A 19,978-nucleotide genomic window follows, 5' to 3' on the forward strand; every position below is an offset into this window, starting at 1 on the left:
TCCGCAGGCACGACGAAGGGCCGGCCCCTTGTGGGGGCCGGCCCTCCGTGCTCGCTCCTGTCAGCGGATAGCCGGTCAGGAGGCCGAGTAGCCGCGGGTGGCGATCCAGTCGGCGAGGTTGTCCACGCTGATCCGGTAGGAGGCGGTGTTCGGGTTGGCGCTGTCGGCGATGGTCACGGTGTGGCCGTCGTTCTGGTAGCCGACGACGCTGATGTAGTGGCCGCCTTCGAAGGAGTGGGTGTTGCCGTCGGTGTCGGTGGCGGTGCCGGCGATGTTGGCGACCACGGCGCGGCCGTCGTCCACGGTCCGCACGATGTCAGCCCGCAGGGTGTCGGTCTGCTTGTCGTCGGCCTTGCCGTCGCGGATCTCCACCGACCGGTAGTGCTTGCCGGTCTCCTTGTTCAGCACCGGGGTGATGTCGTTGATGCTGTTGGTGCCGTTCTCGGTGGTGCCCATCTCCTTGGCCATGGCGTCGACGTCGATGTTCTTGCCGAGCACCGAGATGGCGTTACGGGCGGCGGCGGGGCCGCAGTAGTAGAAGTTCGGCTGGGCCTCGTAGCGGACGTCCAGCTCCCGCTCGCCGTGACCCTTACGGTCGGTGCTCACCTGCGAGGCGGGCTTGGCCTCGGCGGCGTGGGCGGCGATCGCGGGGCCGGCGATCCCACCGGCGGTGGCGGCGAAGCCGGCAGCGGTCAGAACGGTCTTACGCAGCAGATCGGTACGCATGATGAGTGCCTCTCTGTCGGGGGTGAGCAGCACACGCAGGGGGTGCGGGTGCCGCTGGAAAAGCTGTGGGTGCCCGGCGATCGGGGGTGACCTGCTCGGGCGGTCCGGGGGTGTAACCATCGGCGGTGGGGAAGCGATTCCCTCGACCCTGACCCGATGTCCCGGGGGGATGTAACCACCGGCGCCGGGGGATGATTCCCTGGCTGGCCGGTGCGGACCGGTGGTGCGCGGTCCGGGTGGTGTAACGACCGGGGGCCGCGGGTGATTCCCTGGCTCGCCGGCTCGGACCGGTGGTGCGGGGTCCGGGTATGTAACGACCGGGGCCGGGAGGTCATTCCCCGCGGCTCGCCGGCTCGGACCTGCGCGGTCCGGGGGATGTAACGACCGGTGGGGGCCGGTCATTCCGACCGGCGGTCGCCGTCGCCCGGGGGCGGGCTGCTGCGCGGTCTGCCATGTACAACGACCCCACCCCCGGCATGATTCCGCCGCCACGGTGGCGCCGACCACCCGACAGCCAGGCATGAACCGGACATCACGGCCCGAAGTCCGCCTCCAGAACCCGACATCCGCCCCAGCCGGCGCAGCCCGACGACCGAGGCGCGCGGGCGACGAGCCACCGCCAGGCCGACGGAAGCCCCCGTACCCGCACACACTCCCCTCCTGGCTCGGCCCCCAGCTTGACCCGGTGGCGCACCCTCCTCCACCGGACGTCCCCCACCTCACCGAACTGGCGCACTCCCTCTCTGAGCTGGCGTGGATCCTCTTGACCGGGCATGCGGGGCGCCCCGTGACTGCCCGGCGCCATTCGGGGCGCCGGTGGCTGCCCGGCGCCGGTCCGTCGGCATAGGCGGAACGGTGCGAGGCCGACATATGCCGCGCACGGTGCTTGGATGGTTGCCCGACTCCACCGACAGGGCATGGCGGGGCACGCCGGACCGCGCTCGCCGTCAGGTCGATCCCGACGTCGGCTCGACAGGCAACCGACCAGGACACGTCACCAAGCCACCGCGCCGATCCGTTCACGCCATCAAGTTCTCAGCCGCCCACACAACCGACGCCGGCCGCCACAGCCACAAGCCGACGCCCCCACACCGGCCCAGAACCTGCGGACGCCTCCGCACCCGGACCGACATCAACCGGACACCCGGATCTTGGCGAGTTACCGTTCGCACCGAACGGCAGGTCGCCAAGATCCGCGCGAGTGCCCCGCACCGGGCACCGCGCAGCGGTCGAACCGCCGAGGGTGGTGCCGGTGGCCCGAGCTGGCACAGAGCGGACCGGCGGGCGCGGACGGAAGGCCGACGGGTGGGGACACCCGCGAGCGGGTCAGGCGGTGGGGGTGTGTTGGGCGCCGTCGTCGAGGGCGGCCAGGATCGCCTCGGCGGTCCGCTTGCCCACCCCCGGCACCTCGGTGATCTCCTCGACCGTCGCCGCGCTGAGCCGCTTCAGCGAGCCGAAGTGCCGCAGCAGGGCCTTGCGGCGGACCTCGCCGAGGCCGGGCACGTTGTCCAGCGCCGACTCGGTCATCCGCTTCGAGCGCCGCTGGCGGTGGAACGTGATGGCGAAGCGGTGCGCCTCGTCGCGGACCCGCTGGAGCAGGTAGAGCGCCTCGGAGGTGCGCGGCAGGATGACCGGGAACTCGTCGTCGGGCAGCCAGACCTCCTCCAGCCGCTTGGCCAGCCCGCAGAGCGCCACGTCGTCGATGCCCAGCTCGGCGAGGGCCTGCGCGGCGGCCGCCACCTGCGGCGGGCCGCCGTCGACCACGACCAGCTGCGGCGGGTAGGCGAACTTGCGCGGCCGCCCGGTGGTCGGGTCGATGCCGGGCCGGTCCGGATCGCCGGCGGTCTCCTCGCCGATCTCCCCGGTCTCGGCGCGGGCGTCGAGGTAGCGGGCGAAGCGCCGCCGCAGCACCTCGGACATGGCGGAGAGGTCGTCGGTGGCCCCGCGCACGATGAACCGGCGGTACTCGCTCTTGCGGGGCAGGCCGTCCTCGAAGACGACCATGCTGGCCACCACGTCGGTGCCCTGGATCTGCGACACGTCGAAGCACTCGATGCGCAGCGGGGAGGTGCGCATGCCGAGCGATTCGGCGATCTCGTCGAGGGCCTGGCTGCGGGTGGTGAGGTCACCGGCCCGCTTGAGCTTGTGCCGGGCGAGCGCGTCCTTGGCGTTGCGCTCGACGGTCTCCAGCAGCGAGCGCTTGTCGCCGCGCTGCGGCACCCGCAGCGACACCCGGCTGCCCCGCCGGGTGGACAGCCAGTCGGCGAGCGCGTCGACGTCGCCGGGCAGCTCGGGGACGAGCAGCTCGCGTGGCACGTCGGCCTCGCCCTGCTCGCCGCCGTAGACCTGCGTGCAGAAGTGGTGCACCAGGTCGCCGGTGGTCAGCTCCTCGGTCTTCTCCACCACCCAGCCGCGCTGGCCGCGGACCCGGCCGTCGCGGACGTGGAAGACCTGGACCGCGGCTTCGAGGGGGTCGTCGGCGAAGGCCACCACGTCGGCGTCGGTGCCGTCGCCGAGCACCACTGTCTGCTTCTCCATGGCCCGGCGCAGCGCCGCCACGTCGTCGCGGAGTCGGGCGGCCCGCTCGAACTCGAGCTGTTCGCTGGCCTCCAGCATCTCCTTCTCCAGCCGCCGCACCATGGTGTCGGTGCGGCCTGCCATGAAGTCGCAGAAGCCGTTGACGATCTCCCGGTGCCCCTCGGCCGTGACGCTGCCGACGCAGGGCGCGGAGCACTTGCCGATGTAGCCGAGCAGGCACGGCCGCCCGACCTGGCCGGCGCGCTTGAACACCCCGGAGGAGCAGGTCCGCGCCGGGAAGACGCGGAGCAGCAGGTCCAGCGTCTCGCGGATGGCCCAGGCGTGCGAGTACGGCCCGAAGTAGCGCACCCCCTTGCGCTTGGCGCCGCGCATCACCTGCAACCGCGGGTATTCCTCGTCGAGGGTCACCGCCAGGTAGGGGTACGACTTGTCGTCGCGGTAGCGGACGTTGAACCGCGGGTCGTACTGCTTGATCCAGGTGTATTCCTGCTGGAGCGCCTCGACCTCGGTGGCCACCGTGATCCAGTCCACCGACTCGGCGGTGAAGACCATCTGCCGTGTGCGCTGGTGCAGGTTGACCGGGTCGGCGAAGTAGGAGTTGAGCCGGCTGCGCAGGTTGCGCGCCTTGCCGACATAGATCACCCGGCCGGTGCCGTCGCGGAAGCGGTAGACCCCTGGCGACTCCGGGATGGTGCCGGGTGCGGGACGGTAGGTCGAGGGGTCAGCCACGCGCCAAGCGTAGTCCGCGCCCCCGACAACCGGCCGTCGCCGCGCGTCCCCCGCCCCCGGTCGGGCGGGCGGGGGACGCGGCGGGACGATCAGGCCAGGGTGATCTGCTCGCCGGTGACCTTGATGTTCTTCGGCGCGAGCGGCTTGGTCGCCGGACCCTGCTTCACCGAGCCGTCGGTGATGGAGAACCGGCTGTTGTGGCAGGTGCAGTTGATGGTGCCGCCGTCGACGCTCGACACCGGGCAGCCCTGGTGGGTGCAGATCGGGTCGAAGGCCTTGAACTGGCCGGCCTCGGGCTGGGTGATCACGACACCCTGGCTGGCGAAGACCGCCCCGCCGCCGACCGGGATGTCGGTGGTCCGGGCGAGCGGGCCCTTGCTGTCCCGGTCGCCGCCCTCGGGGTCGCCGGCGTTGGTGGCGCCGGGAGGGCCGGCGCTGGTGGGGGCCGGGCCGCCGGCCGTGTCGCCGGCGTCGTCACCGCAGGCGGTCAGCACCACGGCCGCCCCGACCGCGCCGGCGCCCGCCAGCAGGGTCCGGCGAGTCTGCCTCCCCGGCCCGGTCAGCACCTCGTCGTCACTCATGTCCGGCCTCTCTCTCGGCTGCCGCCACCCGTCGTGATCCGATGGCCTCACTTCACGACACGGATCACTCTGGCGCACGGTTCATACTGACGCGTCACGAAATGGATATCCGAAACGGGCGGGCCGTGGCCGGCCCGCCCGTCGTACCCGTCACTCAGCGCGCCCCCGCCGGCACCCTGCGGGTGCGGGGCTTCGCCGCGGCGCCGTTGGCCTTGGCCGCCCGGGTGGTGGCCGCCTTGGCGCCCTTGGCCGCGCCGTCGAGCTTGAGGATCGGCCGCAGGAACTGGCCGGTGTGGCTCTCCGGCACCTCGGCGACCTCCTCCGGCGTGCCGGTGGCGAGCACCGTGCCGCCCCGGTGGCCGCCCTCCGGGCCCATGTCGATGATCCAGTCGGCGGACTTGATCACGTCGAGGTTGTGCTCGATCGTGATCACGGTGTTGCCCTTCTCGACCAGGCCCTCCAGCACCATGAGCAGCTTGCGGATGTCCTCGAAGTGCAGGCCGGTGGTGGGCTCGTCGAGCACGTAGACCGTGCGGCCGGTGGAGCGCTTCTGCAGCTCGGAGGCGAGCTTGACGCGCTGCGCCTCGCCGCCGGACAGCGTCGGCGCGGGCTGGCCGAGACGTACGTAGCCGAGGCCCACGTCGACAAGCGTCTTGAGGTGCCGGTGGATGGCCGGGATGGCGGAGAAGAACTCGGCCGCCTCCTCGATCGGCATGTCCAGGACCTCGGCGACCGTCCGGCCCTTGTAGTGCACCTCCAGGGTCTCCCGGTTGTAGCGGGCGCCCTTGCAGACCTCGCAGGGGACGTAGACGTCCGGGAGGAAGTTCATCTCGATCTTGATGGTGCCGTCGCCGGAGCACGCCTCGCAGCGGCCGCCCTTGACGTTGAACGAGAACCGGCCCGGGCCGTACCCCCGGACCTTGGCCTCCGTGGTCTCCGCGAAGAGCTTGCGGATGTGGTCCCAGACCCCGGTGTAGGTGGCCGGGTTGGAGCGCGGGGTGCGGCCGATCGGCGACTGGTCGACGCCGACGACCTTGTCGACGTGCTCCAGGCCGGTGATGCGGGTGTGCCGGCCGGGGACCAGCCGGGCGCCGTTGATCTGGTTGGCCAGCACCGCGTGCAGGATGTCGTTGACCAGCGTCGACTTGCCGGAGCCGCTGACCCCGGTGACCGCGATGAGCTGGCCGAGCGGGAAGCCCACGGTGAGGTTGCGCAGGTTGTGCTCGCGCGCCCCGTGCACCACCAGCTCGCGGCCCGGGGTCTGGGGCCGGCGGACGGCCGGCGTCGGGATCGCCTTGCGCCCCGACAGGTAGGCCCCGGTGATCGACTCCTCGTTCTCCAGCAGGGCCGGCACCGACCCGCTGTGCACGATCTTGCCGCCGTGCTCGCCGGCGCCCGGGCCGATGTCGACGATCCAGTCCGCGACCCGGATGGTGTCCTCGTCGTGCTCGACCACGATCAGCGTGTTGCCCAGCCCGCGCAGCCGCAGCAGCGTCTCGATGAGCCGGTGGTTGTCCCGCTGGTGCAGGCCGATGGAGGGCTCGTCCAGCACGTAGAGCACGCCGACCAGGCCGGAGCCGATCTGGGTGGCGAGCCGGATGCGCTGCGCCTCGCCGCCGGAGAGGGTGCCGGCCGGGCGATCCAGGGAGAGGTAGTCGAGCCCGACGTCGAGCAGGAACTTCAGCCGGGCGTTGATCTCCTTGAGCACCCGCTCGGCGATCATCTTCTGCCGGTCGGTGAGCTCGATGCCGGCGAGCAGGTCGGCGGCCTCGCCGACGGAGAGGTTGCAGACCTCGGCGATGCTCTTGCCGGCCAGGGTGACCGCGAGCACCTCGGGCTTGAGCCGGGTGCCGCCGCAGGCCGCGCAGGGCACGTCGCGCATGTAGCCCTCGTACTTGTCCCGCGACCACTCCGACTCGGTGTCGGTGTGCCGCCGCTCGATCCACTGCACCACGCCCTCGAAGCCGGTGTAGTAGGAGCGCTCGCGGCCGTACTTGTTGCGGTAGCGGACGTGCACCTGGTCGTCGGAGCCGTGCAGGATCGTCTTCTGCGCCCGGGACGGCAGCGCCCGCCACGGGGTGTCGACGTCGAAGTGCTCGGCCTCACCGAGCGCCTCCAGCAGGCGCAGGAAGTATTCCAGGTTGTGCCCGGTCGCCCAGGGCTGGATGGCGCCCTCGCGCAGGGTGCGCTCCGGGTCCGGGATGACCAGCTCCGGGTCGACCTCCTTCTTGGTGCCCAGGCCGGTGCACTCCGGGCAGGCGCCGTAGGGCGCGTTGAAGGAGAAGACCCGGGGCTCCAGGTCCTCGATCGCCAGGGGGTGGTCGTTGGGGCAGGCCAGGTGCTCGGAGTAGCGGCGCTCACGGGCCGGGTCGTCCTCGGCCAGGTCGACGAAGTCGAGCAGCACCAGGCCGCCGGAGAGGCCGAGCGCCGCCTCGACCGAGTCGGTCAGCCGCTGCTTGGCGCTGGGCTTGACGCTGAGCCGGTCGATGACCACCTCGATGGTGTGCTTCTCCTGCTTCTTGAGCTTCGGCGGCTCGGTCAGCGGGTGCACCACGCCGTCGACCCGGGCCCGGGCGTAGCCCTTGGCCTGGAGCTCGGCGAAGAGGTCGACGTATTCGCCCTTGCGGCCGCGCACGACCGGGGCGAGCACCATGAACCGGGTGCCCTCGGCCATGGCCAGCACCCGGTCGACGATCTGCTGCGGGCTCTGCTTGGAGATGCGCTCGCCGCAGATCGGGCAGTGCGGCTCGCCGATGCGGGCGAAGAGCAGGCGGAGGTAGTCGTAGACCTCGGTGATGGTGCCGACGGTGGAGCGCGGGTTGCGCGAGGTGGACTTCTGGTCGATGGAGACCGCGGGGCTGAGGCCCTCGATGAAGTCGACGTCGGGCTTGTCCATCTGGCCGAGGAACTGCCGGGCGTACGACGAGAGCGACTCGACGTAGCGGCGCTGGCCCTCGGCGAAGATGGTGTCGAACGCCAGGCTCGACTTGCCCGAACCGGAGAGCCCGGTGAAGACGATCAGGGCGTCCCGGGGCAGGTCGAGACTGACGTCACGCAGGTTGTGCTCGCGCGCGCCACGGATGATCAGTCGGTCGGCCACGGTGCGTGTGCTCCCGGAAGAAGATTGTGAGGCGGATCTGTCCGCCCGACGCGAGGTCTGGGCGGTTTTCGAGGGTTGTCGAGGCGCAGGGAAGACGCCTCGGCAACTCTAGCCCCGAGGTATGACAACTTCCGTCGCGCGGACATTCCCCCAGCTCAGCGCGGTCGGGCGGACACCGGCGCGGCCCGCCCCGGCCCGCCCCGGCACCCGCTAGAGTCCCCCGGGTCCGGGCGGGGTCGCCGGACGCCCGGTCCGCCGCCGGCCGCCGCGCCAGCCGCCCCGCCGCTCGGAGGCCAGCCGGACCTCCCGGCGCCGGCTCTCGTACGCCACCTCGCGCTGGAGCCGGCGCCAGTTCTCCCACCGCCGGACCGGCAGCTCGCCGGTCTCCAGGGCCGCCCGCACGGCGCAGGCCGGCTCGGCCTCGTGGGCGCAGTCGCCGTACCGGCAGCCGGCGGCCAGCTCGGCGATGTCGGCGAACGCCCGGTCCAGGCCGGCCGAGCCGTCCAGCAGGCCGACGGCCCGCACGCCCGGGGTGTCCAGCACCGCTCCCCCGCCCGGGATCGGCACCAGCGCCCGCCAGGTGGTGGTGTGCCGGCCCTTGCCGTCGGAGCGCCGGATCGCCTGCGTGCGCATGACGTCGGCCCCGGCCAGCGCGTTGACCAGGCTCGACTTGCCCGCGCCGGAGGGCCCGAGCAGGCCGAGCGTGCGCCCCGGCGCCACGTAGGGGCGCAGCGGGTCCAGCCCGGTGCCGCGCTCGGCGCTGACCGGCAGCACCGGCACCCCGGGCGCCAGGGCGGCGAGCTGCCGCGCCACGGCGGCCGGGTCGGGGGCCAGGTCGGCCTTGGTGAGCACGACGAGCGGCTCGGCGCCGGACTCGTGCGCCAGGGAGAGCAGCCGTTCGATGCGGGCGGCGTCCGGCGCCGGGTGCACCGGCTCGACCACCGCGGCGGCGTCGAGGTTGGCGGCCAGCACCTGGCCGCTGGCGTCCTTGCCGGCGGTGCGCCGGATCAGCGCGGTGCGGCGGGGCAGCACCGTCTCCACGGTGACCGGCCCGTCCGGCCAGGTGGCCAGCAGCACCCAGTCGCCGGCGCAGGGCAGCGCGGTCAGGTCGCGGGCCGCCGCGGCCAGCAGGCCGCCGCCCAGGCTGGCCCGGACGGGCCCCTCCGGGCGGAGCACGGTGCAGACGCCGCGGTCGACGCGGGCCACCCGGCCCGGTCGGCGGTCAGTGCGTCGATTCAGGTACGCCGCCCGGTCAGCATCCCAGCCGAGGGCGGTCAGGTCGATGGTCATGCGTCCTCATCGGTGTCGAGGGGGTTCCTGGCGGATCACGCGTGCTACGGCCGGCATGCTCACCACCACCTCCGCTCCGACTCCCGGTGCCGCGCTCTACGGCGACGTCAGCCCGGGCGCGGTCCGAACGCCGCGCCACGACCCGAAGCCGTCGGCCCCGACCGTAGAGGGAGCGGCGGCGCGCCGAAAGCTATTTCCCCGGCGACGCGACGGCGGCCTACCGCTAGGGTCGGTGCGTGAGCGCGACTGGGGTGACGGCATGACGAGCGATCCTCTCCTGCTGACCGGTGAGCTGGACGAGGCGACCGCCCGGCTGCTGCGCACCACGGCCGCGCTGGGCGCCGACGACATGGCCGCGCCGTCGCTGCTGCCGGGCTGGACGCGCGGGCACGTCCTGACCCACCTGGCCCGCAACGCCGACGGCTTCGTCAACCTGCTGACCTCGGCGCGCACCGGCGAGGCGATCCCGATGTACGCCAGTCCCGAGGCCCGGTCGGCCGACATCGAGGCCGGCGCGGGCCGCGGGCCGGCCGACCTCATGGACGACCTGCGCCGCAGCTCGCAGCGGTTCACCGCGGCGGTCGCCGAGATGCCGGTGGAGGCGTGGGGCGCCACCGTGCAGACCCGGCGCGGCCCGTGGCCGGCGGCGATGCTGGTCTGGGGTCGGCTGCGCGAGGTCGAGGTGCACCACGTCGACCTCGGGGCCGGCTACCGCCCGGCCGACTGGCCGGACGCGTTCGCCCAGCGGCTGCTGCACGAGGTGGTGGCCGGGCTCGCCGGCAACCCGGAGGCGCCGGCCATGGTGCTGCGGTTCGACGGCGTCCGCCAGGAACTCGTCGTGGGCGACCCCGAGGGGGCGCCCACCGTCACCGGCCCCGCGCCGGAACTCGCCGCCTGGCTGACCGGCCGCAGCGCGGGCGAGGTGCTCACCGTCACTCCCGCCGGTCCCCTGCCGACTCCACCGGAATGGATCTGAACACCGCCATGACCTACAACGGAGACGTCACGCCCGGCGGTGCGCCGGCCGTGCGCGAGCTCGACCGGCTCACCATCACGAAGCTGTCGGTGGGCCCGATGGACAACAACGCCTACCTGTTGCGCTGCCGGGAGACCGGCGAGCAGGTGCTGATCGACGCCGCGAACGAGGCGCCCCGCCTGCTCGACCTCGTCGGTGCCGGCGGGCTGGCCGCGGTGGTCACCACCCACCGGCACATGGACCACTGGGTCGCCCTGGAGGAGGTGGTCGCCAAGACCGGCGCCCGCCCGCTGGTGCACGCCGACGACGCCGAGGGGCTGCCGATCGACGCCGAGCCGGTGCGCGAGGGCGACACGGTCCCGGTCGGCGACTGCGCGCTGGAGGTGATCCACCTCAAGGGGCACACGCCCGGTTCGATCGCGCTGCTCTACCGCGACCCGTCCGGCGTGCCGCACCTGTTCACCGGGGACTCGCTCTTCCCCGGCGGGGTCGGCAACACCGAGCAGGACCCGGAGCGGTTCGGCCAGCTCATCGACGACGTGGAGCGGAAGCTCTTCAACCGGCTGCCGGACGAGACCTGGTTCTACCCGGGCCACGGCAAGGACAGCACGCTCGGCGCCGAGCGCCCCGCGCTGCCGCAGTGGCGGGCCCGCGGCTGGTGACCGCGGCGGGCCGGCCCGACGGGCCGGCTCAGCCCGCGTCGGCGGCGGTCAGCGCGCGGAGCCGGTGCCGGGTGCCGAGCAGCACCGGCCCGGCGAGCAGCAGGCCGACCGCCATGGTGAGCACTGTCGGGTTCGGCGCGCCGGGCAGCAGCCCGGTCAGCGTCCGCGCCGTGATGCCGAGGGCCACGTAGAGGCCGGCCCAGAGCGTCGCGCCGAGCGCCGCGCTGACCGCGAACCGCCGGTAGGACATGCGCAGGCCGCCGGCGGCGAGGGGCAGCAGCGCGTTGAACACCGGCAGGAACGGCGCCACCAGCACCATCCGCCCGCCGCCCCGGCGCAGCAGCGCCTCCGCGGCCGCCCAGCGCGGCTCGCCGATCCAGTCACCGAGCCGGCTGCGCCGCAGCCGCTCGCCCCAGCGCCGCCCGGCCAGGAAGCTCAACGACCAGCCGGCGAGGCACCCGGCCACCACGGCCACGACGGTCGCCAGGCCGGTCGCCGGCCGGCCCGCGCCGACCGCGGCGAGGACCGCGGCGTCGCCGGGGACCAGCACCCCGAGCAGGGGTACGGCGTCGGCGAGCATCACCATGCCCAGCATCCCCATGAGCAGGGTGGTGGGCAGCTCCCCGACCTGGGCCAGCAGATCCGTCATGCTCCGTACGCTAGGGCCCCGGGGCGACCCGGCACATCGGGTTTGCTCCCCACCGCTCCCCCGAGTCCGGCTCCGGATGATCCCTGAGGGGTCAGCGGGGGCGGAGCACCTGGACCCGGCGGACCGGGGAGTCGACCGAGGGTTCGGTGACCGGCACCGGATAGGCCGCCACCAGCTCCAGCCGGTCCGGCGGCAGGTGTCCCCGGTCGGGGTCGCCGACCAGCACCTGGACGCCGCGGTCGGCGGCCCGTTGCAGGTACGGCAGCATCCGCGCGGCCAGCGCCTCGTCGTAGAGGACGTCCCCGGCCAGCACGAGGTCGGCGGTGGCGGTGGTGTCCAGCAGGTCGTCCCCGGTGGCGGCGACGGTCACCCGGTTGGCCCGGGCGTTGACGGTCACGGCCGCCACCGCCCAGGGGTCGACGTCGTTGGCGACCACCCGGTCGGCGCCGGCGAGCGCCGCGGCGATGGCGACCAGCCCGGATCCGGCGGCCAGGTCGAGCACCCGCCGCCCGGCGGCCAGTTCGGGGTGGTCGAGCAGGTGCCGGGCGAGCGCCTGCCCCCCGGCCCAGACGGAGGCCCAGTAGGGCGGCGGCAGCGACCGGCCGGCCGCGGCCTCCATCCGGGCCCACCAGAGGATGGCGTCCTCGGCGAGGTGCAGGCGCACCTCCGGCACGAACGGCGCCGCGACCAGCCGGAGCCGGTCGAGGCCGTCGCCGGGCGCCGCGATCTCCCGTTCCAGGTCGGCCAGCGGCGTCGGTGTCCTCACCGGGGCAAGCATGCCCCTCGCCGCCCCGGGCCGGGGGGATTTTCGCGCTGGCGGCGTAATCGTGGGCCACGCCGGCACTTCCGCCAGCGGATCGCGGTTCGGGCGGTTACTGTCGGGAAGGTAAAGGGCGATCACCGGCGGCGACCGGTGCTCACCCGCATTGAACAGGGAGAGACGCATGGCAACCGGCACGGTCAAGTGGTTCAACTCGGAAAAGGGCTTCGGCTTCATCGAGCAGGACGGCGGGGGTCCGGACGTGTTCGTCCACTACTCGGCCATCCAATCCAGCGGCTACCGCGAGCTGAACGAGGGCCAGAAGGTCGAGTTCGAGGTGACCCAGGGGCAGAAGGGTCCGCAGGCGGACAACGTCCGTCCGATGTAGCTTCGTGCCGGTGGCGGCGGTCGGTTGTCCGACCGCCGCCGCAGCGCATCCTCAGGCGGGGGCCGCCGGCAGGTCACGGCGCCGCCGCAGCGGCCCGGCGAGCAGGATGAGCGGCGTCAGCGCGAGCCAGGCGGTCATCACGCGGATCGCCCCGGCCGGGCCCCACAGGGCGCCCAGCGTGCCGGCCACGAGGGCGGCGACTGGGATGGTGCCGTAGTTGAGCAGCTGCATGCTCACGGTCACCCGCCCGAGCAGCCCGTGCGGCGTGTACGTCTGCCGGAAGCTGCCCTTCACCACGTTGCCCACGGCGACGCCCAGGCTGACCAGCGCCCCGCCGAGCACCAGCCAGGCCACCCGGCCGCCCGGGCCGGCCAGCGGGATGAGCAGCGCAGGCGGTCCGGTGAGCGCGCCCGCGGCGAGCAGGGCGCGGGCCGAGCCGAGCCGCCGTGCGAGCCCGGTGGCCAGGGCGGCGCCGGCGAGCCCGCCCACACTGGCCAGTCCGATGAGGAGCCCCACCAGCCCGGCGGGCAGCCCGGCGGAGCGGACCAGGAAGACCACGAGCACCGCCTGGTAGCCGCTGAGCCCGATGTTGCTGGCCGCGCCGAAGACCGTCAGCACCCGCAGGTACGGATCGCGAACGACGAAGCGCAACCCGTCGGCCACCTCCCGGCGCAGCGAGGTCGGCCCGGCGGGACGGTCCGGGCGGGGCTCGACGGCCCGGATGCGGCTCAGGCACGCCGCGGAGACCAGGAAGCTGAGCGCGTCGAGCAGGACCGCGGTCACCGCGCCCGCGAGCTGGGCGATGAGGCCGGCCAGTCCCGGCCCGACGAGGTAGCTCGCCGTCTGTGTGGCGTGCAGCCTGGCGTTCCCCTCGGGCACCTGCTCGGGACGCAGCAGGGTGGGCAGGTAGACCTGGTCGGCGGTCTCGAAGAACACCCGGGCCAGGCCGGCGCCGAGGGCGACGACCAGGAGCTGGCCGACGGTGAGCAGGTCGAGCAGGGCGGCCACCGGGACGCTGGCGAACAGCGCCGCCGAGACCAGGTCGGCGGCGATCATCACGGGCCGCCGGCGGACGCGGTCGACCCAGGCGCCGGCGGGCAGGCCGGCCAGCAGCCACGGCAGCCAGGCCGCCGCCGTGAGCACCGCCACCTGGAACGTGGTCGCGTCTAGCACGGCCACCGCGACCAGGGGCAGGGCCACGGCGGTCACGTTGCTGCCCACGGCGCTGACCGTCTGCCCGGCCCAGAGCAGCCGGAAGTCGCGGTGCCGGAGCAGGCCGCCGCGGGGCCGGGGATCGGTGTCGGGTGCGGTCACCCGCGCGGGGGCGGTCACGGCTGGCCCGGCACGCCGTGGGCGAACAGGAAGACCGGCTCGCGTCGTTGCCCGTCGTCGGGGGCGGGGCGGTCGGCCCAGCGGGCGAGCAGCTCGTTGATCTCGTCGCTGAGCTGGGCCAGCTCCGCCGGGGTCAACCGCAGCCACTTGTCGGTGCTGAACGGGCCGTCGCCCCATGCGGCATGGTCCTCGTCGGATGCCGCGTGCCAGGCCCTGACCAGGGCGACGTGCCGGTCCAGGTTCAGTGAGCTGGCCGCGTCGGCCACCGCCCGGGCGGCGGGGTCGGCGTCGAAGTCGGTGTTGGACCACCGCACCCCCCGGTCGCGGAGCCGCCACCAGCGTTCGCGGCGGTCCCGGGCCAGTTCGGGCGCCTCGAGCACGAGGTCGGCGGCGCCGAGCACCTTGAGGTGGTGGCTGACGTTGGCGGGGGCCTGGCCGGTGCGCTCGGCGAGCTGGCCGACGGTGCACGGACCGTACACCTTGAGGACGTCCATGAGGCGGCGCCGCAGCGGGTGGGCGAGCGCGGCGAGGACGCGGGAATCGGTGACGTGCCGGACGGTGGGCTGCTCCATGGGGAAGAGCGTGACATCGGCAAGAGATGTTGCGCAATACCTGTTGCCGAACTTTCCGGTCGACCGGGCCCGAAACCGCGGCGCGGCACTCGCCGCGGGCCGGGCCGATCAGGCGGTCAGTCGCCGGGACAGCTCGTCGGCGACGTCCCGGGCGATCTGCGGCGGGATCGCCTCGGCGATCTTCTCCGGCGGCAGCCCGGCGAGGACCCCGGTGACGATCTGCTGCTCGTCGGTGAAGTCCCGGTTGGACAGCGCGGTGACCTGCGCCACGAGCGCCGGCCAGGCCCGCGCCATGGTCAGCATCTGCTGCAGCGGCGAGTTCGCCTGGGGCGGGGCGACCAGGCCGGTGGTGCCGACCGGGGAGATGAGCCAGTTGCGCAGGTTCTCCAGGTCGGCCAGGACGTTGCCGACGGTGCGGTTGGGGGATCCGGTGTCGTTGATGAGCTTGTCGGTCTGTTCCATGCCGGTCTCCGGTTTCACTGGGGCGATCAGGCCGATCGCGGTCAGGTAGCGACGGAACAGCGGGGTCTGGTCCCGGCCCGCCTTCGTGGAGTCGCGGAAGAAGCTGAAGTGGGTGTGGAACAGGTGGCTGTTGTCCCCGGTGGTGCGCTTGCCCAGCCGGTCCCACCGCTTCACGGTCCTGCCGTCCGGGGAGTAGATGATCTCCCGGATGTCCCGGGCGTCCGCGGCGCCCGCGGCACACTGCGACACGAACCAGGTGGAGAAGGTACGCAGGTTGTGCGTCGCGCCGCCGGACGAGACCGAGAACGCGCCCACGTCCAGCGCGGACGCGTGCAGGGTCAGGCCGGAGGAGTCCCGGGGTGACTCCACCACCGAGTAGTCCCGGACCACCACCCGGTCGGATCCGCAGTGGTATCCGCCCCGGTGGTTGGGGTCGCCCACGATGCCGACCTCGGCCGGCTCCAGGTCCTGACTGCGTACGGCGTGCTTGTCGACGTTGAGATAGGTGAGCAACAGGTTGCGGACGGCCAACAGGTTCGCCGGGGCCGACGTCATGGGATCTCCCCTCCGGATCGATGGCCGGCGGGCACGACGATCACTACGCGTGAACGCGCACGATCCGGGGACGCGCCCCGCCGGTTAACTGCACGGCACCGGGCACTTGCACCGAGGATATCCACACTTGCAGGTGAATGCCCAGCTCAGAGCACCATCTGGAACTATGGGGCGACTGTGGACGCCACCGGCACCATCGGCAGCACCAAGGCCGAAGGATGCTCGGAATCGTGAAACACGTCCCGCCAACCAGCACGAAGAGTGACGGCGGTGCCGAGCGGCTCGCCGGTGCCCGGGTTGCGTGCGTAGCGCGGGTGGGCGCCACCGGAGACCTGGACGCGCAGCCGGTGCCCCGACGCGAAGCGGTGCGCGGCCGGCCAGAGGGTGACCGGCACCCGGACCACACCGGACGCGTCGCGCGGGAAGCGCCCGGGCGCGACCCGGACCAGCCCGTCGCAGACGTTCCAGGACCGCCCCCGCCGGTCGACGTCGCAGAGCCGCACGAAGACGTCCAGGTAGGACAGCTCGCTGCGGACGTGGATCTCGGCGTGCACGGGGCCGACCACCTCGACCGGCCCGTCCAGGGGCGCGCTCGTGTAGGCCAGTACGTCCGGCCGGGCCTCCACCGGCCGGTTGTCCACGGCGCCGGCCCGCTGGGCGACCAGCAGCGGGCCGCCGAGCGACGGCGTGGGGTCGGCCGGGTCGTAGTGGAACCGGTCCGGTGCCGAGTCGGCGGGCGGCGCGGGGGCGAGCGCGCGGCCGGGGTGCAGGTGCCAGCGGGTCGGCTCGGCCGGCGGGGGCCAGTCGGGCAGGTCACGCCAGCCGCCGCCACCGCCGACGTGCACCCGGACGGGCGCACGGACCGGCGCCGGGCGCCCGGCCAGGTGCTCGTCGAGCCAGTCCAGGCCCTCCCGCAGTGCCGCCATCAGCAGGCCCGGGCTGCCGTGGGTCCACGGGCCGATCGTCAGCCGGGGCCGGGCGCCGGCCGCCCGGAGCCGGGCGTAGTCGTCGAGCTGGGCGGGAAGGAAGATGTCCTGCCAGCCGCTGACCATCGCCACGGGCGCCCGGACCTCGGCGATCCGGTCGCCGAAGATCCGGGTCCGCCAGTAGTCGGCGTCCGGCGTGTGGTGGCGCAGCCACTCCTGGAAGAACGGCACGGTCGCCCCGGTCGCGATCCGGTCCGCCTCGGCCAGCGGCAGGTGGGCCAGCGCCCGGGTGAGCCGCGGCTGCCCGCGCTTGAGCTCCCACTGCCGGGCCAGCCAGGGCACGGTCTGCGCCTGGAGCAGCTCCGCCCAGGTGAGCACCGTGTCCAGGGCGAACGACTCCCCCGCGTACGTCGAGTCGCGGGTGGCCGAGGCGGTGACCACGGCGACCATCGCGCGCAGTTCGTCGGCCGCCTCGGCGGCGAGCGCCCACTGCACGAACCCCTGGTAGCTGGCGCCGAACATGCCGAACGCGCCGGTCCACCAGGGCTGCCGGCGCAGCCAGTCGAGGGTGTCCAGGCCGTCGTCGCGCTCGTGCACCAGCGGGGCGAACTCGCCGCCGGAGCCGTACGTGCCCCGGCAGGACTGGATCACGACGTGGTAGCCGCGCTCGGCCAGGAGGCGGCCGAGCAGCCGGACGGGACCGCCCCGCCCGTACGGGGTCCGGATGAGCACGCACGCCACACCGGGCAGGTCCGGGGCGTAGTGGTCGGTGCGGAGCGTCACCCCGTCGCGGACCCGGACGGGGAGGTCCCGGGTGACCGTGATCCGCCGGGTCCGGGCGGCGGGCAGCCGCAGCGCGGCCGCGGCGAGCCGGGTGACGACGCCCTGCACGCTCAGTCCGCGGCGGGTTCCGGCGTGCCGCGCCCCGGCTCGCCCCGGGCCGCGCGCACGGCGTCGCGGTGCTCGCGCATCGAGACCACCATCTCGGCGAGGAACCGGTGCACGACGGCCAGCTCGTCGTCGCTGAACCGGGCCATCACCTCGTCGGTGCGCCGGCCGAGCGGGCCGAAGAAGCTGCGGGCCAGCGTGGCGCCCCGGTCGGCGTAGTGCAGGAGGACCTTGCGCCGGTCGGCGGTGTCGCGGTCGCGCCGGATGTGCCCGCCCCGCTCCAGCCGGTCGATGAGCGCGGTCACCGAGCCGGAGGAGAGGTCGAGCGCCTCACCCAGCCGGCCGGGGGTGATCGGGTCGCCGAGCAGCTCGGCGTCCATCACCGCGATGAGGGCGTGCAGGTCGGTGGCGTTGAGGCCGTGCAGGCCGGCGAACGCGTGCCCGATGTGCCGCGCGTCCACCGAGTAGCGGCGCAGGTCGTTGGTGATGTCGGCGATCATCCGCTCGCGCGGGTCGTCCCGCCGCCGGTACATGCTCTGCGCCACGTCTCGCCGCTACCCCCTGCCCGGACCGTCCGCTTGCAGCATAGGACCTCCGCCGATAATCTCGCCTATCAAGATACTTGGTAAACGAGAGTCGTTGCCGCAAACGATGACAAGAGGGCACCCCGATGTCACTGTTCACCCGCGTCGCCCGGGGCCGGCTGGCCGCCTGGCTCACCGTGGCCGCCGCGCTCGTCGTCGGCGCCGTCGTCTTCGGCCTTCCCCGCCCCGACAACCCCGATCCCGTCTCCGCCACCGGCCTCTCGGCGCAGTGGGAGTCGACCCAGGTCGATTGCCTCCAGGACCAGCTGCCGGACAGCGACGTGCAGCCCGCCGTCGTGGTGGTCAGCCGCGCCGACCGGGCCCCGCTGGCCGCGGCCGACCGGGCCGCGCTCGACGGCGCGTCCGCCGAGCTGGGCCGGCTCGCCGCCGGCGGGAAGGTCGTGCCGGCCCAGTTCTCCCCCGACGGCACCGTGGCGCTGGTCGCCGTGCCGCTGGCCACCGCCGGCGGCCAGGAGGCCGTGGTGGACGAGGTCGCGCAGCTCCGCGCGGCGCTGGCCGACCTGCCCGACGCACTGACCGTCGAGGTGACCGGCGCCCCGGCCTTCACCGCCGACCTCAGCAAGGTCTTCGACGGCGCCGACCTCACCCTGCTGGCGGTCACGGCCGGCGTCGTGGCGCTGCTGCTGCTGGTCACCTACCGCAGCCCGTTCCTGTGGATCGTGCCGCTGCTGGTCGTCGCCGCGACCGAGCAGCTCACCCTGCGCGCCGTCGACACGATCGTGCCCGCGTTCGGCATCCACCTCCAGGAGGGCCAGGTCACCGGCATCGCGAGCGTGCTCGTCTTCGGCGCCGCGACCGACTACGCGCTGCTGCTCATCGCCCGCTACCGGGAGGAACTGCACCGCGAGGAGAACCGGTTCACCGCCATGCGCGCGGCGCTGCGCCGCACCGCCGAGCCGATCCTGGCCAGCGGCTCCACAGTGGTCCTCGGCGTGCTCACCCTGCTGCTGTCCGAGCAGGAGACCAACCGCGCGCTCGCGGTGGCCTGCGCCACCGGCGTGGTCTTCGCCATGCTCTCCGCGCTCCTCGTGCTCCCCGCCACCCTGGTGCTCTTCGGACGGGGTCTGTTCTGGCCGTTCGTACCCCGGGTCGGCGACACGGCCCGGGAGGGCCGGCTCTGGGGCCGGCTCGGCCTCGCCGTCGCCCGTCGCCCGCTCCCGGTCGCCGCGCTGTCCGTCCTGCTCCTCGCCGCCCTCGCCCTCGGCGGCCTGGGCATCCGCACCGGCCTGTCCGAGACCGAGCAGTTCCGAGCGAAGCCGGAGGCGGTCGCCGGCGCCGAGACCCTGGCCCGGGCGTTCCCGGCCGGCGCCACCCAACCGGTCGCCGTGCTCACCAACCCGGGCGCGGCACCGGCCGTGCTGGCCGCCGCCGGCGCGGTCGACGGGGTCGCCTCCGCCCGCCCCGGCGCCGCCGGCGACCGGGTCGCCCAGGTCGACGTGGTGCTGGCGGCCGAACCGGGCACCGCCGCCTCCGACCGGACCGTGGAGGCGCTGCGTGACGCGGTCGCCGCCGTGCCGGACTCCGCGCCGCCCGCGGCCACCGGCGCCGACGCCCCGGACGGCGCGCTGGTCGGCGGCACGGTGGCCGCCACCTACGACTCGGACCGGGCGAACACGAAGGACCTCTGGCTGATCCTGCCGATCATCCTGCTGCTGGTCGGGGCGGTGCTGGTGCTGCTGCTGCGCGGGCTGCTCGCCCCGGTGCTGCTGGTGCTGACGGTCATCGCGTCGTTCTTCGCCAGCCTCGGCGCGGCCTGGCTGCTCTTCGACCGGGTGCTGGACTTCCCGGCGCTGGACAGCGGGGTGCTGCTGCTCGCCTTCGTGTTCCTCGTGGCGCTCGGTGTGGACTACAACATCTTCCTGGTCACCCGGGCCCGCGAGGACGCGCGCCGGACCGGCACCCGGGACGGGATGCGCTCCGCACTGCGGGTCACCGGCGGAGTCATCACCAGCGCGGGCGTGCTGCTGGCGGCGGTGTTCGCCGTGCTCGGCGTGCTGCCGCTGATCACCCTCACCCAGATCGGGATCATCGTCTGCGTCGGCGTCCTGCTGGACACGCTGCTGGTCCGCACCGTGCTGGTGCCGGCGCTGGCCTTCCTGCTCGGCGACCGGTTCTGGTGGCCGGGGCGGATCGCCCGCGAACCCGACGCCCCCGCGCGGGACGCCACGGCGGCGGTCACGCCGGCCGGCGCGCGGGACTGAGAGGGACGGGCCCCGGCGATCCTCCGCCGGGGCCCCGT

16 protein-coding genes are annotated in these 19,978 nt (G+C 73.8%); 4 read left to right on the forward strand and 12 right to left on the reverse strand.

The window, feature by feature from the left end; translation table 11 throughout:
* Positions 1-75 precede the first annotated feature (75 nt).
* The 5 genes from ACZ6PY_RS06450 to rsgA form a co-directional block, all read right to left on the reverse strand.
* Positions 76-726, reverse strand: a complete 651-nt coding sequence (locus ACZ6PY_RS06450) for a C39 family peptidase (protein ID WP_466069828.1) — start codon at positions 724-726, stop codon at positions 76-78.
* A gap of 1,326 nt (positions 727-2,052) precedes the next feature.
* On the reverse strand, positions 2,053-3,993 hold the full coding sequence (gene uvrC / locus ACZ6PY_RS06455) for an excinuclease ABC subunit UvrC (RefSeq protein WP_466069830.1): 1,941 nt from the start codon (positions 3,991-3,993) through the stop codon (positions 2,053-2,055).
* 89 nt (positions 3,994-4,082) lie between these two features.
* Complete coding sequence (locus tag ACZ6PY_RS06460) at positions 4,083-4,574, reverse strand: Rieske (2Fe-2S) protein (RefSeq protein ID WP_466069832.1); 492 nt, start codon at positions 4,572-4,574, stop codon at positions 4,083-4,085.
* Positions 4,575-4,728: 154 nt separating this feature from the next.
* Complete coding sequence (gene uvrA, locus ACZ6PY_RS06465; RefSeq protein WP_466069834.1) at positions 4,729-7,674, reverse strand: excinuclease ABC subunit UvrA; 2,946 nt, start codon at positions 7,672-7,674, stop codon at positions 4,729-4,731.
* Positions 7,675-7,884: 210 nt separating this feature from the next.
* Positions 7,885-8,964: a ribosome small subunit-dependent GTPase A gene (gene rsgA / locus ACZ6PY_RS06470; RefSeq protein ID WP_466069837.1), complete on the reverse strand. Its 1,080-nt coding sequence runs from the start codon at positions 8,962-8,964 to the stop codon at positions 7,885-7,887.
* A 259-nt stretch (positions 8,965-9,223) separates the two neighbouring features.
* Here rsgA and ACZ6PY_RS06475 point away from each other — a divergent pair, with 259 nt between their 5' ends.
* Together ACZ6PY_RS06475 and ACZ6PY_RS06480 are read left to right on the forward strand one after the other, a co-directional pair.
* Positions 9,224-9,940, forward strand: a complete 717-nt coding sequence (locus tag ACZ6PY_RS06475) for a maleylpyruvate isomerase family mycothiol-dependent enzyme (protein ID WP_466069838.1) — start codon at positions 9,224-9,226, stop codon at positions 9,938-9,940.
* Between the two features lie 8 nt (positions 9,941-9,948).
* Positions 9,949-10,602: an MBL fold metallo-hydrolase gene (locus tag ACZ6PY_RS06480; protein WP_466069840.1), complete on the forward strand. Its 654-nt coding sequence runs from the start codon at positions 9,949-9,951 to the stop codon at positions 10,600-10,602.
* A gap of 28 nt (positions 10,603-10,630) precedes the next feature.
* Here ACZ6PY_RS06480 and ACZ6PY_RS06485 read toward each other — a convergent pair whose 3' ends face one another.
* Together ACZ6PY_RS06485 and ACZ6PY_RS06490 are read right to left on the reverse strand one after the other, a co-directional pair.
* Positions 10,631-11,251 carry a DedA family protein gene (locus tag ACZ6PY_RS06485; protein WP_466069842.1) on the reverse strand — a complete coding sequence of 207 codons (621 nt, stop codon included), beginning with the start codon at positions 11,249-11,251 and terminating at the stop codon, positions 10,631-10,633.
* 91 nt (positions 11,252-11,342) lie between these two features.
* Complete coding sequence (locus ACZ6PY_RS06490; protein ID WP_466069844.1) at positions 11,343-12,029, reverse strand: class I SAM-dependent methyltransferase; 687 nt, start codon at positions 12,027-12,029, stop codon at positions 11,343-11,345.
* Positions 12,030-12,195: 166 nt separating this feature from the next.
* Here ACZ6PY_RS06490 and ACZ6PY_RS06495 point away from each other — a divergent pair, with 166 nt between their 5' ends.
* Entirely contained in the window at positions 12,196-12,399 is a 204-nt protein-coding gene (locus tag ACZ6PY_RS06495; protein ID WP_013287480.1) for a cold-shock protein, read from the forward strand.
* Positions 12,400-12,450: 51 nt separating this feature from the next.
* On the opposite strand, the gene ACZ6PY_RS06500 is transcribed toward ACZ6PY_RS06495, so the two are convergent.
* From ACZ6PY_RS06500 to ACZ6PY_RS06520, 5 genes are all read right to left on the reverse strand, one after another.
* Positions 12,451-13,731, reverse strand: a complete 1,281-nt coding sequence (locus tag ACZ6PY_RS06500; protein ID WP_466069845.1) for an MFS transporter — start codon at positions 13,729-13,731, stop codon at positions 12,451-12,453.
* Positions 13,728-14,303, reverse strand: coding sequence for an ArsR/SmtB family transcription factor (locus ACZ6PY_RS06505; protein WP_466069846.1), 576 nt, complete (start codon positions 14,301-14,303; stop codon positions 13,728-13,730). Before ACZ6PY_RS06505 ends, ACZ6PY_RS06500 begins: the two co-directional genes overlap by 4 nt.
* Before the next feature lie 108 nt (positions 14,304-14,411).
* Positions 14,412-15,320, reverse strand: a complete 909-nt coding sequence (locus ACZ6PY_RS06510; protein ID WP_466069847.1) for a hypothetical protein — start codon at positions 15,318-15,320, stop codon at positions 14,412-14,414.
* 164 nt (positions 15,321-15,484) lie between these two features.
* The gene (locus ACZ6PY_RS06515) at positions 15,485-17,137 is read right to left on the reverse strand and encodes a CocE/NonD family hydrolase (protein ID WP_466069849.1); all 1,653 of its coding nucleotides are present in this window, start codon (positions 17,135-17,137) and stop codon (positions 15,485-15,487) included.
* A 2-nt stretch (positions 17,138-17,139) separates the two neighbouring features.
* Positions 17,140-17,667, reverse strand: a complete 528-nt coding sequence (locus tag ACZ6PY_RS06520; RefSeq protein WP_466070764.1) for a MarR family winged helix-turn-helix transcriptional regulator — start codon at positions 17,665-17,667, stop codon at positions 17,140-17,142.
* A gap of 137 nt (positions 17,668-17,804) precedes the next feature.
* On the opposite strand from ACZ6PY_RS06520, the gene ACZ6PY_RS06525 reads away from it, so the two are divergent.
* Positions 17,805-19,940, forward strand: coding sequence for an MMPL family transporter (locus tag ACZ6PY_RS06525; RefSeq protein WP_466069851.1), 2,136 nt, complete (start codon positions 17,805-17,807; stop codon positions 19,938-19,940).
* The last annotated feature ends 38 nt before the right edge of the window (positions 19,941-19,978 follow it).

The sequence above is a fragment of the Micromonospora sp. NPDC048907 genome (assembly GCF_055586885.1).